Source organism: Streptomyces sp. NPDC057445, assembly GCF_042802855.1.
Lineage (GTDB): Bacteria > Actinomycetota > Actinomycetes > Streptomycetales > Streptomycetaceae > Streptomyces.
The window spans coordinates 201,291-214,695 of sequence record NZ_JBHVDH010000001.1; the positions used below are offsets into that span (position 1 = coordinate 201,291).

Below are 13,405 nucleotides of genomic sequence, written 5' to 3' on the forward strand. Positions count from 1 at the left end.
CGTCATCACCCACTTCCCTCACGCAGAAGAAGGACGAAGCAGAATGACCGCCAAGACCAGCAGCAACGACCGCCGGGCCCGCATAGAGGAGCTGCGCCGCGCCGAGCGGGCCCGCGAGCGCCGCAACCGGATCATCACGATCTCGCTGAGCGCCGCCCTCGTCGCGGGCCTCGTCGGCTTCGGTGCGTACGTACTGAACGACCGGTCCGAGAAGAAGGAGCAGGCCGAGGTCACCGCCAAGGCGCCCATCAACGGCGAGAAGTCCTGGGACGCGAAGAAGCTCGGCAACAAGCACGTCACGACGGCGGTGAAGTACCCGATGAAGCCGCCGGTCGGCGGTGACCACCACCCGTCGTGGATGAACTGCGACCGCAACGTCTACGACAAGCCGATTCCCGAGGTCAACGCCGTGCATTCGCTGGAGCACGGCGCGGTGTGGGTCACGTACAACGACAAGGCTCCGGCCGCCGACGTGACGAGGCTGAGGGAGAAGGTCGGCAAGACCTCGTATTCGCTGATGAGCCCGGTGAAGGACCAGGCCGGGCCGATCATGCTCAGCGCGTGGGGCAAGCAGGTGACGGTGGACGGCGCGGACGACCCGCGGGTCGACCAGTTCTTCACCAAGTACGTCCAGGGTCCGCAGACGCCCGAGCCGAACGCCCCCTGCACCGGCGGGCTGGGCGCATGACCCGGACGCACTGGGTCGCGATCGCGGCCGTGGTGCCGGCGCTGCTGTTCGCGGGGGCGGCCACCGTCGCGTCCGCGGGCGGCGACGACGGCACCAATGCCGCCGCGACGGTCCCCGCGGTGGACTCGGCGGAGGCGGGCTTCGCGCGGGACATGGCGGTCCATCACCAGCAGGCGGTGGAGATGTCCTTCATCGTGCGGGACCGTACGCAGGACGAAGAGGTACGCCGGCTCGCGTACGACATCGCCAACACCCAGGCCGGCCAGCGGGGCACACTGCTCGGCTGGCTCGATCTGTGGGGGCTGCCGAAGGTCCTCGCCGGGACCGAGCCGATGGCCTGGCTGAAGTCCGGGGAGCACGGCGAAGAGCACGGAGGGCAGCACGCCGGCCACGGCGGCGTCGAGCAGCGTGACGGGGCGCCGATGCCCGGCATGGCCACCCGGGCCGAGCTGGACCGGCTCGCCCGGTCGAGCGGCAAGCAGGCCGAGATCCTCTACCTGCGGCTGATGACCGACCACCACAGGGGCGGCGTCGCGATGGCGCAGGGGTGTGCCGGCCTCTGCACGGTGCAGGCGGAGAGGAATCTCGCCCAGCGCATGGTGGACGGCCAGCAGGCAGAGCTGGAGCTCATGGCGGACCTGTTGAAGGCGCGGGGCGCGGCGCCCCGCGGCTGAGCGCACCGGGCCCTGTGCCGGATCGGCCACAGCCCGCCCTGGCGCGGTGTCCGGTGGTGGGTCCGGGTGGCGGCTGTGCCGTCACCCGGACCGGCGATCGAGCGGTGAGCACGGCCGGGTGAAGCCAGGCCCACCCCGGCCGTGTGCCGGATCAGGCGCCGCCCGCCCCGGGCAGCCACACCACCCGGGGCGGGCGGACCGCTGCGCACAGCGGCAGCCCGTGGCAGTCGGTGAGCCCGAGGCTCGTCTCCGCCGCGCCGGAGGCCACCAGCTCCTCGGGGATGTCCGCGAAGAACAGCTTCGCGCGCCGGAACATCGTGAAGCTGCCTCCGGACGGCAGCTCGCCCCAGGTGAGATAGAAGAAGCGCTCGCCGCGCCGCCCCTGCACGTAGGGGCCGCGGAAGTCCGTCGTGCCGTCGGGCACCCGGACGACATCGGCGGTGATGTCGAACAGGGCTTTCTCGGCGTCCGCCGGCACCAACTGCTCGGGGTCCTTGCCCCGCTGCACCCCGGCGTGCACGTCGGAGAAGTCGCCGCAGCCACGGCCGGGCAGGTCGCGGCCGGTGATGCGCAAGGTCAGCCGGGTCATCGGCAGGCTCCTCTCGACCCGTTCGGGCACCGACGGGCGTCTTCGGGCGGCAGCAGCCGCGTGGGCGGCTCTCAGCAGGTTACGTAGCCCGGCGGGGGGTTGACCCGGTCCTCCCCCGGCGCCAGGACCGCCCGGGCCACCGCGTCGGGGCGGTCCAGCATGATCAGATGGCCCGACGGCTCGACGGCGTAGAAACGGGCGTCGCCGAGCTGCCGGGCCAGCGCGCGCTGCCGCTCGAGCCGGTGGAGCCCGAACCGTCCGCCGCGCCCGTCGTACGCGGCCAGCACGGTCACCGGGACGCCGTCCGGGAGCGGGAAACGCTCGCGCAGGACGAGGAGTTCGGCGGCCACCGCCCGGTAGTGGGTGTTCTCCAGCAGGGCGCCGTGCAGCACGCGCGAGGTTCCGTAGCAGCGGCGTACGAGATCGGCGGGGGCCGGGTCGCCGCCGCCCGTCCGGGACAGACGGACCGTCGCACGGCGGACGAGGGGTCCGAGCGCGGTGGGCGCGCCCATGCTGGCCAGGGCCGCACCGATGCCGCGAGCCACGGCCGTGCGCAGGGCGGGAGCCGCGGGGACGCGCGCATGCTCCTCGATGCTGGAGTCGACGAGGACGATGCCGGCCGCACGGGAGGGGTGGAGACGGGCGAAGGCTTCGGCGTGGAACCCGGCGATGGAGTGCCCGACGACGGTGGCGGGCCGGTCGCCGAGGCCGAGCGCGTCGAGGAGTGCGGCGATGCGGTGCGCCTCGCCGGCGGCCGACGGCGGCACGGAGGCGGGTCCGCTGAGCCCGTGGCCGGGGCGGTCGAAGCGGACGACGGTGCGGTGCGCGGCGAGCAGGGGGACCACGGGATCCCAGTCGAACCAGCTCATGGAGAGCCCGGCGCTCAGCACGCAGACGGGACCGCTGCCCTCGACGACGACGTGATGGGGCACCCCGCCGATCCGTACGAAGCTCACTCTGTACGTCTCCTCTCCCGCGCCACCGAGTGCGCGAGCACCGTCGGCCACCCTGCCACGCCCGGTACCGGGAGTCGCCGACCGGCCCCGAGACCCGATGCGCGCCCGGCCCGGCGCGGCCACGAACACCGGGGCGTGACCACAACGTCCGGGGCGGGCTTCAGGGCGGGCTTCAGGGCGGGCTTCGCGTCTCGGGGCGAACCGGTCCGGTGCGGAAGAGCGGTGGCGGCGGCGTGCGTGAAAGTGCCGGTCGGCGCGTCGGCCAGGGCGAAGACAGAACTGGTAGACATCCGGACACTTCCGGCATGGCGCCCATGTTAGGTCGTGTCGGACCTGTCCTTACCGGGGACTCCCGCAAGGTGGAGCTAGTGTGCGTCGTGTGACGAGCGATCGGAGGGCCATGCACGGACAGCTACTGCTGCTCCTGGCCCTGCTGTTCGGATTCGTCACGATGCATGCGGCGGGCCATCCCGCGGAGCACGCGCCTGCGGCTTCCGCGCCGGTCGGACCGGCCCATGAGCAACACACGGACCCCGACACCCCTGCGGCCGGCACGGACCCCGCGCCCGCCTGTCTGACGGTACTGGGCTTCTTGGGAGTCGCGCTGCTCGCCACCCGCCTCCTTGTGCGCCGCGGGTCCGGCGGGAAGCGCAGTGCGAGGGCCCGGCCCCTGCCGGCCCACCCCATATGGCCGAATCCGCCGCCGCTCCGGACCGTGCTCGTCACCTTGTCGGTGCTGCGCCACTAGGAGCGCGCCCGGCCGTCCCGCCCTGCCCTGACGCGGTGGCAGGCGCACGCCTTTTCACGCCTTCACCCCCACAGCGAGGTGCACACAGTCATGCGCATGGAGCACACCGGTCAGAACTCTCCCACCCGTCGCGCCGTACTCGGCGCCGGGATCGCCGCCGCGGGATCCGGGCTGCTCGCGGCCTGTTCCGGCGACGAAGGAACGGACCGCAGCGGCCATGGCACGGCCGCGGGCGCCGGCCCCGAGGGTTCCCCCGCCCGCGACGGCAAGAAGGGCGACGCCCGGAAGGGCGGGCGCCACGGCCGAGAGGACCGCAGCCTCACCTTCACCGCCACCCCGAGCACGGTCGAGCTGGGCGGCGGGCGCACCTTCAGGACCTGGACGTACAACGACGAACTGCCGGGCAGGGAGGTCCGTATCACCGCGGGCGACACGCTTGCGCTCAAGCTCTCCAACCATCTGCCGGCGCCCACGACCGTGCACTGGCACGGCATCGCCCTGCCCAACGACATGGACGGCGTGCCCGATGTGACACAGCCGCCGATCAAGCCGGGCGACTCGTTCTCGTACCGCTACGAGGTGCCGCACCCCGGCACGTACTGGTTCCATCCGCATCTGGGTGTGCAGGTCGACCGGGGGACGTACGCGCCGCTGATCGTGGAGGACCCGAACGAGCCGCTCTCCTACGACCACGAATGGGTCGTCATGCTGGACGACTGGATCGACGGGGTGGACGGCTCGACCCCGGAGGACGTGTTCGCCCAGCTCCGCAAGGGCAGACCAGGCATGGCGCACGGCAAGGGGCACGACGGCCCGGGGCACGACGGCCGCGACGGTCACGACGGCCACGAGTCCGACAAGCGCGGCAAGCCCCATCCCTCCGGAGGGGTGCCGGCCGGTGCCGGCGGGGCCCGGGCCAAGGACGACGGGAAGAACGAGCCGCCGTCGCCCTACGGCGGAAGGGGCCCGCGCCGCCTCCTGACGGGCGCGAGGAGCAAGCTGCTCGGCGGCCACGCGGGCGATGTGGCCTACCCGTACTACCTGATCAACGGGCGCACCGCGGACGATCCGACGCAGTTCAGGGCCAAGCCCGGCGACCGGATCCGGCTCCGGATCATCAACGCCGGCGGGGAGACGGCCTTCCGGGTGGCACTCGGCGGCCACCGGTTCACGGTCACCCACTCCGACGGCTTTCCCGTCCGCCCCTACAAGACCGACGCGATCCTCATGGGCATGGGCGAGCGCTACGACGTGCTGTTCACGGCGAGGGACGGCGTCTTTCCGCTCACCGCGCTCGCCGAGGGCAAGAGGGGCTCGGCGTTGGCCGTGCTGCGCACCGGCAGCGGTTCGCCCCCGAGGCCGTCCACGCGCCCGGCGGAGCTGTACCGGAAGGTCCTGACGTCGGCGGCCCGCCTCCGACCGGAGGAGTCCGTGGCGCTGCCCCGGCGCAAGCCGGACCGCCAGATCACGATCAAGCTGACCGGCGGCATGGAGAGGTACGACTGGGCCTTCGACAGGCATCCCTACGACCCCGAACAGATCCACCGGATCGAGTACGGCGAGCGGGTGCGGCTGGTCCTCATCAACATCACGGAGATGTGGCACCCGGTGCATCTGCACGGCCACACCTACGCCCTGGCCGGGATCGACTCGCGCGGTGCCCGCAAGGACACGGCCGCGGTCCTGCCGCACCACAAACTGGTGGTGGACTTCGACGCCGACAATCCGGGGGCGTGGATGCTCCACTGCCACAACATCTACCACTCGGAATCCGGGATGATGACGACCGTCGCCTACCGTGGGTGACGACTCGCCGACGCAGGGCCGGTCCTTCGGGGGCGCCCCCAGTGGGGCGCCCCACATCCCCGCACCCGAACATTGTGTCAATCAGACGATTACACTGTTCCCGTGCCCCAACTTCGTCTCGCTCTGAATCAGATCGACTCGACCGTCGGCGACCTCGCCGGAAACGCCGAGTCGATCGTGCACTGGACCCGGCACGCAGCCGAACAGGGGGCGCATCTCGTCGCGTTCCCCGAGATGGTGCTGACCGGCTACCCCGTCGAGGACCTGGCCCTGCGGTCGTCCTTCGTGGAGGCGTCACGGACCGCCCTGCGGGCGCTCGCCGCGCGCCTCGCCGACGAGGGCTTCGGGGAGCTCCCCGTGATCGTCGGCTATCTGGACCGCTCCGAGAAGGCCCAGCCCCGCTACGGCCAGCCCGCCGGGGCACCGCAGAACGCGGCGGCCGTGCTGCACGGCGGCCGGGTGGTGCTGACCTTCGCCAAGCACCACCTGCCCAACTACGGCGTCTTCGACGAGTTCCGGTACTTCGTGCCGGGCGACACCATGCCGGTGATCCGCGTCCGCGGCATCGACGTCGCCCTCGCCATCTGCGAGGACCTCTGGCAGGACGGCGGCCGTGTGCCGGCCGCCCGTTCGGCCGGAGCCGGGCTGCTGGTCTCGGTCAACGCCTCGCCGTACGAGCAGAAGAAGGACGACACCCGCCTGGAGCTGGTCCGCAAGCGCGCCCAGGAGGCCGGGTGCACCACCGCCTACCTGGCGATGATCGGCGGTCAGGACGAGCTCGTCTTCGACGGCGACTCGATCGTCGTCGACAAGGACGGCGAGGTCGTCGCGCGCGCCCCGCAGTTCGCCGAGGGCAGCGTGATCCTCGACCTCGACCTGCCGGCAGCTTCGCCCGAGCCCCCGACGGCCCGCGGCGAAGTCGCCGATGGACAGCGTGTGGACGACGGCCTGGCCGTCGACCGGGTCGTCATCTCCGAGGAGCCGCTCCCGGCGTACGAGCCGGAGCTGACGGGCGGTTACGCCGAGCGCCTCGACGACGAAGAGGAGTTGTACTCCGCGCTGGTCGTCGGCCTGCGCGCGTACGCCGCCAAGAACGGCTTCCGCTCCGTCCTGATCGGCCTCTCCGGGGGTATCGACTCCGCGCTCGTCGCCGCCATCGCCTGCGACGCGCTCGGTGCGCAGAACGTGTACGGCATCGCCATGCCGTCGAAGTACTCCTCGGACCACTCCAAGGGCGACGCGGCCGAGCTGGCCCGCCGCACCGGACTGAACTTCCGGACCGTGTCGATCGAGCCGATGTTCGACGCGTTCATGAGCTCGCTCCACCTCACCGGTCTCGCCGAGGAGAACCTCCAGTCCCGGCTGCGCGGCACCACCCTGATGGCCGTCTCCAACCAGGAGGGCCACATCGTGCTGGCGCCGGGCAACAAGTCGGAGCTGGCGGTGGGCTACTCGACGCTCTACGGCGACTCCGTCGGCGCGTACGGCCCGATCAAGGACGTGTACAAGACCTCCGTCTTCCGGCTCGCGCAGTGGCGCAACCGGGCGGCCGAGGAGCGCGGACAGACCCCGCCGATCCCGGAGAACTCCATCTCCAAGCCGCCGAGCGCCGAACTGCGCCCGGGCCAGGTCGACACCGACTCCCTCCCGGACTACGAGGTCCTGGACGGGATCCTGGAGCTGTACGTCGACCGCGACCAGGGCAAGGACGCGATCGTGGCGGCGGGTTACGACGAGGAGGTCGTCACGAGGACGCTCCTGCTCGTCGACAGGGCCGAGTACAAGCGCCGTCAGTACCCGCCGGGCACCAAGATCTCGGCGAAGGGCTTCGGCAAGGACCGGCGCCTGCCCGTCACGAACCGCTGGCGCGAGACGACGACGCACTGACCTGCCGCTCGGGCGTGGTGAGGGGGCCTTCCGCGACGACGCGGGAGGCCCCCTCCGCCGTTTCCCGGCCGCCCCGGTCGAGGAGTCCGGCCGTCGCCGCGATCAGCAGGCCGGCGACGGCCAGCGCCGCGCCGACGAGGGCGGGGGACGTCCAGCCCCAGCCCGCCGCGATCGCCGCGCCGCCGAGCCAGGCGCCACCCGCGTTGGCGAGGTTGAAGGCGGAGTGGTTGGAGGCGGAGGCCAGGGTGGGGGCGTCCTGGGCCTTGTTCATCACCAGCATCTGGAGCGGGGTGGTCGTCATGAATCCGACCGCGCCGAGAACGACGACCGTCGCGAGGGCGGCCCACGGGTTGTGGACGGTGAAACGGAAAACGACCAGGACCAGGGCGAGGGCCGCCAGCGAGCCGTACAGAGTGGGCCGCAGGGCCCGGTCGGTCAGCGGTCCTGCGGCGAGTGCGCCGAGGGTCATCCCGATGCCGAACAGGGCGAGGACGAGGGTGACGGACGGCTCCGCGAGGCCCATCACCTCGGTGGTCATGGAGGCGAGGTAGGAGTAGACGGCGAACACGCCGGCGAAGCCGAAGACGGCGGTGAGCAGTCCGAGCAGCACCTGGCGGTTGCCGAGGGCACGCAGTTCGCGGCCGAGGCTCTGGTGCGCGTCGACGGGGGTGTGCGGGACGAGCCGGGCGAGCGCGGCCATCGCCACCAGGCCGATCGCCGTGACGACGAGGAACGTCGCGCGCCAGCCGAGGTGCTGGCCGAGGAGCGTCGCGGCGGGTACGCCGATGATGTTGGCGACGGTGAGGCCCAGGAACATCGTGGCGACGGCTCGCGCCTGCCGCCCTTCTGCGACGAGACGGGCCGCCACCACCGCGCCCACCCCGAAGAACGCTCCGTGCGGCAGTCCGGCCAGCACCCGCCCCGCGACCAGGGTCGCGAACCCTGGCGCGAGCGCAGAGGCCAGGTTGCCGACGGTGAAGAGCGCCATCAGCAGCAGGAGCATCCGCTTGCGCGGGAGTCGGGAGCCGAGGGCGGTGAGCAGCGGGGCGCCGATCACGACACCGATCGCGTACGCAGACACGAGGTGACCGGCGGTGGGGACGGATGTGCCGAGGTCGTCGGCGACGTTGGGCAGCAGGCCCATCATCACGAACTCGGTCGTGCCGATGCCGAAGGCGGAGACGGCGAGCGCGAGCAGCGCCAGGGGCATGGGAGAGCCTTTCCGGTTTAGTTCTCATGCGGAACAAAGGCTCTCGGACGAATTGTTCCCGCGCGTGAACCCAGGGTTGCGCGGAGATTCTCCCCTCCCCCGCGCGCCGGGCGCCGAGGAGGGGCCGGACGGAGGTCAGAACCTGAGGCGGGCCGCGATCGGCAGGTGGTCGCTCGGGGTGCGCGGGAGGGCCCAGGAGGAGACCGGCTCGACGCCCTTCACCATGATCTGGTCGATCCGGGCCATGGGGAACGACGCGGGCCAGCTGAAGCCGAAGCCGTCGCCCGCGGCGCCCTGCGTGGAGCGCATCTGGGACGTGACCGCGTTCAGGGAGCGGTCGTTCATCGTGCCGTTGAGGTCGCCGAGCAGGACAACCCTGGGCGTCTCGTCACGCGCGATCGCCTCACCCAGCGCGTCGGCGCTGGCGTCCCGCTGGTTGGCGGTGAAGCCCGCGTGCAGCTTCACCCGCACCGACGGCAGATGGGCCACGACCACGCCGAGCTCGCCGTCCGGCGTCGAGACCGTCGACCGCATCGCGCGCGTCCAGCCCAGCCGGATGTCCACGGGCCGGGTGTCGCTCATCGGGTACTTGCTCCACAGCCCGACCGTGCCCTGCACCGAGTGGTACCGGTACGCCGGCGCCAGGGCCTTCTCGTACGCCGGGACCGCGTCCGCCTTCAGCTCCTCCAGCGCGACGACGTCCGCGCCTGACTCCGCGACCTGGCGCGCGGTGCCCTCCGGGTCCGGGTTGTCGGCGTTCACATTGTGCGTGGCGACCGTGACACCGCCCTTGCCGCCCTCGCCGTCCGCCTTGTCGAAGACGAGGCCGCCGAAGAGATTGAGCCACACCACCGACGGCACCAGCAGCGCGATCAGCGCGGTCGCGGACCGCCGTACCAGTGCGCCCACCAGGAGTACCGGGACCAGGACACCCAGCCAGGGCAGGAACGTCTCCGTCAGGCTTCCCAGGTTGCCGATCCGGTTGGGGATCTGCGCGTGGAAGATCATCAGCATCGCGACGGCCACCGCGCAGACGGCGAGGACGATTCCGCGCCGCCAGATCCCCGGATCACCGCGCCATCTGTCGAGCACCGCCCGGAACCGGGATCCGGAGCGCGGGTCCTCCGCGCCTTCGGTCCCGGTCTCCGCGATGTATGCCTGACGCATGCCGTGTCCTCACTGCTTTGCTGTCGTGCCTGCAAGCCCGTGCCCGCCCCGCAGACGACCCTAGGGGATGCGGCACGGCCGGCTGTCGTACGGTCACGAGGACGACCCGGCGGCGCGGCGGGTTCCGATCAAGGAAGCCAGGGCGGCGGCTGTGACAGAACGCGCATATTGGGGCCGGGGCCGGCTGCTCACCGGCCGGGCGGGCGCAGACCCTCCAGCACGGCGGAGACGACCCGTTCGGCCAGATCGTCCGGCAGCGGGGCGTCGGGCCGCATCACGGCCCGTACCAGCATCGGGCCGACGATGAGGTCGTTGACCAGGTCGATGTCGACGTCGTCCCGGATCTCGCCACCGGCGACCCCGCGCCGCAGGATCTCCAGGACGGTCGCGCGGCGGGGGTCGATCACGGTCGCGACGTACGCCGCCCACAGTTCGGGGTGGCTCTTCATCTGCGCGAGGACGTTGTGCAGCAGCACGGAGGAGCGCTGCGCGAGACCGCGGACCCGGACGGACTCCAGCATGACGACGAGGTCGTCGCGTGCGGACGTACCGGGCAGGGAGGGGTCGGGCGGCTCGATGTCCCGCAGGACCTCGACGAACAGCTCCTCCTTGTCGCTCCAGCGGCGGTAGATGGTGGCCTTGCCGACCCCCGCGGTGCGGGCGAGGCGCTCGATGGAGATGTCGCCGAGCGGGACTCCCTGCTCCAGGAGGGTCACCACCGCCTCCCGGATCGCCTGCTCGGCCGCCTCGCTCCGGGGCCGGCCACGCCGCGGTTGCGCGCCACGGCCCGCGGGCCTGCCGGCGCCCCTGATCGCCGGCCTGTCAGGGGACCTGCTTGCGCCTCTGTCGGAATGTGCGCCCCTCATCGTTCCGGCGTCGCCCCGCACCACCACCACCGCCTCCGCCTTCCGCTCCGTACCGGCCGACTCTCCGCGTCACGGGACCGGCCGCCACCGGCCGCCGCCCCCGGTGCTCACCCTCTGGCCGCTCCCGCCTTCGAACGCTCCTCCGGCTCCCCCGGGACGGGCGGGCCGCCCGTCCCGGGCCGGACGCGCCCCGGGAGGTAGATCGCCACGACCACCGCACCCACGACCGTCGCCGTCGCCGCCCCCAGCGCGGTGAGGTGCATGGCGAGGACGAAGGCGTCGTTCGCGGGCCCGACCAGCAGTTTCCCGGCCGGCCCGAGTTTCGCCGCGACACTGAGCGTCGCCTCGATCGACTCCCCTGCCGCGTGCCTGGCCCCGTCCGGTACGCCCGCGGCCGTCTCGAGGGTCCCCTCGATCCCGCCCCGGTACGCCGCGGACAGCAGCGAGCCGAGCATCGCCACGCCCAGCGCGCCGCCCACCTGCCGGAACGTGTTGCTGATCGCGGACCCCACACCCGCCTTCTCCCGCGGCAGCGACTGCATCACCGCCACCGTCACCGGCGGCATGACATGCGCCATTCCGGCGCCCTGGACGAAGAAGGCGACCTCGATCACCCACAGCGGTGTCGAGCCGTCGAAGAGGGCGAAGGCGGCGAGTCCCGTGGTGATCATCAGCATGCCCGCCGTACACGTCGCCCTGGCACCGAAGCGGCGGATGGCCAGCCGGGCGCGCGGAGCGAAGGCCGACTGTGCCACCGCGAGCGGCAGGAGCATCAGCCCGGCCGCCAGCGCGCTGTAGCCGCGCACGCTCTGCAGATAGAAGACGGAGAGGAAGGCCACGCCCATCATCGCGAAGAAGCCGAGCGCGGTGGCGGCGATCGCCGAGGAGAACACGGGGTTCCTGAAGTACGAGAAGTCGAGGGCCGGGTGGTCGCTGCGCACCTCGTACAGCACGAATGCCGTCAGCACGGCCAGGCCGCCGAGCAGCGGCAGCAGCACCGCCGGGGCGGTGAGGGAGGCGAGTTCACCGCCGCGGATGATCCCGTACACCAGCAGCACGAGACCGACGATGGACAGCAGCACGCCGACCGGGTCGAGCCTGCCCGGGGCCGGATCCCTGGAGTCGGGGATAAGCAGCACCATCGCGGCGAAGCCCACGATCACGACGGGGACGTTGACCAGGAAGATCGAGCCCCACCAGAAGTGCGCGAGCAGCAGTCCGCCGGTGAGCGGGCCGAGGGCGATGGACACACCGACGCCGCCCGCCCAGATGCCGATGGCCTTGGCCTGCTCGTCGTGCTCGAAGACATTCATCAGGATGGCGAGGGTGGCCGGAATGACGAACGCGGCGCCGATGCCCATGACCGCGCGGTACGCGATGAGTTCGGCCGAGGACCCGGAGAACGCGGCGAGCGCGGAGCCGATGCCGAACACGACCATGCCGAAGAGCAGCGCTTTCTTGCGTCCCGTACGGTCACCGACCAGCCCCGCCGTGAAGAGCAGTGCGGCGAAGACGAGGGTGTAGGCGTTGATCGCCCACTCCAGCTCGCCCTGGGTGGCGCCGATACCGACGGGTGCGGGGGTGGCGATCGTCTTGACCGCGACATTGAGGACCGAGTGGTCCAGCACCACGATGAGGACGCTGAACATGAGGACGCCGAGGATGGCCCACCGGCGCCGGTGGACGGCTTCCGGTACACGGGACGGGGCGGAAGGCACCCCTGGTGGTGTGGACATGCTGGCAGCTTTCCCGTTTTCGATACGAGACCGTCTCGTATAGGAAAAAACGACCGGGATGGCGGAACATTGCGGCGGTGTGAACGGCACCACTTCACGCGGCAGGCGTCGGGATGCCACCATGGACGGGATCCGGGGACGCCGTAAGGGCGCCTCGAGATGACGAAGGAGCCGTTCACCATGACGCTTCAGGCTGCTCAGACGCAGCCCGCCGACAGCAGCCCCAAGGCGCTGTACGGCGGCAAGAGCACTCGTCGCCTCTCGGTCCACGACATCGCCGCCGCCAAGGAGCGAGGCGAGAAGTGGCCGATGCTCACCGCCTACGACGCGATGACCGCGTCCGTCTTCGACGAGGCGGGCATTCCCGTGATGCTCGTCGGCGACTCGATGGGCAACACCCACCTCGGCTACGACACCACCGTGCCCGTCACGATGGACGAGATGACCCTGCTGTCCGCCGCCGTCGTGCGGGGCACCAAGCGTGCCCTCATCGTCGGCGACCTGCCCTTCGGCTCGTACCAGGAAGGGCCGGTCCAGGCGCTGCGCAACGCCACCCGGCTGGTCAAGGAGGCCGGTGTCGGCGCCGTGAAGCTGGAGGGCGGGGAGCGTTCCCTGCCCCAGACCGAGCTTCTCGTCCAGGCCGGCATCCCCGTCATGTCGCATCTCGGTCTGACCCCGCAGTCCGTCAACACGATGGGCTACCGGGTGCAGGGCCGCAGCGACGAGGCCGCGCACCAGCTGCTTCGCGACGCCAAGGCCGCGCAGAACGCGGGCGCGTTCGCCCTCGTGCTGGAGCTCGTCCCGGCCGAGCTGGCCGCGGAGGTCACCCGCTCGCTGCACATCCCGACCATCGGCATCGGCGCCGGTCCCGACACGGACGCGCAGGTCCTCGTCTGGACCGACATGGCCGGTCTGACGGGCGGGAAGGTGCCCCGCTTCACCAAGCAGTACGCGAATCTGCGCCGGACGCTCGGCGACGCGGCCAAGGCCTTCGCGGACGATGTCGTCGGCGGGGCGTTCCCTGCCGAGGAGCACACCTTCCACTAGCGCCTTCCGCCGGCCGCAGCAGTCAGGCACC

The 13,405-nt window shown here is 71.7% G+C and carries 12 protein-coding genes; 6 read left to right on the forward strand and 6 right to left on the reverse strand.

Features of this window, described 5'->3' with window-relative positions:
• The first annotated feature begins 43 nt into the window (after positions 1–43).
• On the forward strand, positions 44–688 hold the full coding sequence (locus tag ACFU5O_RS00860) for a DUF3105 domain-containing protein (protein WP_384234726.1): 645 nt from the start codon (positions 44–46) through the stop codon (positions 686–688).
• Positions 685–1,362, forward strand: coding sequence for a DUF305 domain-containing protein (locus ACFU5O_RS00865; protein ID WP_384234729.1), 678 nt, complete (start codon positions 685–687; stop codon positions 1,360–1,362). Before ACFU5O_RS00860 ends, ACFU5O_RS00865 begins: the two co-directional genes overlap by 4 nt.
• A 151-nt stretch (positions 1,363–1,513) precedes the next feature.
• Here ACFU5O_RS00865 and ACFU5O_RS00870 read toward each other — a convergent pair whose 3' ends face one another.
• Both ACFU5O_RS00870 and ACFU5O_RS00875 read right to left on the reverse strand, forming a co-directional pair.
• Positions 1,514–1,951, reverse strand: coding sequence for a DUF5990 family protein (locus tag ACFU5O_RS00870; protein ID WP_384234732.1), 438 nt, complete (start codon positions 1,949–1,951; stop codon positions 1,514–1,516).
• A 71-nt stretch (positions 1,952–2,022) separates the two neighbouring features.
• Positions 2,023–2,907, reverse strand: coding sequence for an alpha/beta fold hydrolase (locus ACFU5O_RS00875; protein WP_384234734.1), 885 nt, complete (start codon positions 2,905–2,907; stop codon positions 2,023–2,025).
• A gap of 379 nt (positions 2,908–3,286) precedes the next feature.
• On the opposite strand from ACFU5O_RS00875, the gene ACFU5O_RS00880 reads away from it, so the two are divergent.
• The 3 genes from ACFU5O_RS00880 to ACFU5O_RS00890 all read left to right on the forward strand — a co-directional run bounded on the left by ACFU5O_RS00880 (position 3,287) and on the right by ACFU5O_RS00890 (position 7,348).
• Complete coding sequence (locus ACFU5O_RS00880; protein ID WP_384234736.1) at positions 3,287–3,655, forward strand: hypothetical protein; 369 nt, start codon at positions 3,287–3,289, stop codon at positions 3,653–3,655.
• 96 nt (positions 3,656–3,751) lie between these two features.
• Positions 3,752–5,461 (forward strand): multicopper oxidase family protein, encoded by a 1,710-nt coding sequence (locus ACFU5O_RS00885; protein WP_384234738.1) that lies wholly within the window; start codon positions 3,752–3,754, stop codon positions 5,459–5,461.
• Positions 5,462–5,563: 102 nt separating this feature from the next.
• Positions 5,564–7,348, forward strand: coding sequence for an NAD+ synthase (locus ACFU5O_RS00890; protein ID WP_384234739.1), 1,785 nt, complete (start codon positions 5,564–5,566; stop codon positions 7,346–7,348).
• On the opposite strand, the gene ACFU5O_RS00895 is transcribed toward ACFU5O_RS00890, so the two are convergent.
• From ACFU5O_RS00895 to ACFU5O_RS00910, 4 genes are all read right to left on the reverse strand, one after another.
• Positions 7,314–8,558, reverse strand: a complete 1,245-nt coding sequence (locus ACFU5O_RS00895; protein ID WP_384234741.1) for an MFS transporter — start codon at positions 8,556–8,558, stop codon at positions 7,314–7,316. The two genes, ACFU5O_RS00890 and ACFU5O_RS00895, sit on opposite strands and share 35 nt — an antisense overlap.
• A 135-nt stretch (positions 8,559–8,693) precedes the next feature.
• The gene (locus ACFU5O_RS00900; RefSeq protein WP_384234743.1) at positions 8,694–9,725 is read right to left on the reverse strand and encodes an endonuclease/exonuclease/phosphatase family protein; all 1,032 of its coding nucleotides are present in this window, start codon (positions 9,723–9,725) and stop codon (positions 8,694–8,696) included.
• Positions 9,726–9,913: 188 nt separating this feature from the next.
• On the reverse strand, positions 9,914–10,591 hold the full coding sequence (locus tag ACFU5O_RS00905) for a TetR/AcrR family transcriptional regulator C-terminal ligand-binding domain-containing protein (RefSeq protein ID WP_384234745.1): 678 nt from the start codon (positions 10,589–10,591) through the stop codon (positions 9,914–9,916).
• A 107-nt stretch (positions 10,592–10,698) separates the two neighbouring features.
• Positions 10,699–12,327: a DHA2 family efflux MFS transporter permease subunit gene (locus ACFU5O_RS00910; protein WP_384234747.1), complete on the reverse strand. Its 1,629-nt coding sequence runs from the start codon at positions 12,325–12,327 to the stop codon at positions 10,699–10,701.
• A gap of 180 nt (positions 12,328–12,507) precedes the next feature.
• Between ACFU5O_RS00910 and panB the strand changes: the two genes are divergently transcribed.
• On the forward strand, positions 12,508–13,374 hold the full coding sequence (gene panB, locus ACFU5O_RS00915) for a 3-methyl-2-oxobutanoate hydroxymethyltransferase (protein ID WP_384234748.1): 867 nt from the start codon (positions 12,508–12,510) through the stop codon (positions 13,372–13,374).
• The last annotated feature ends 31 nt before the right edge of the window (positions 13,375–13,405 follow it).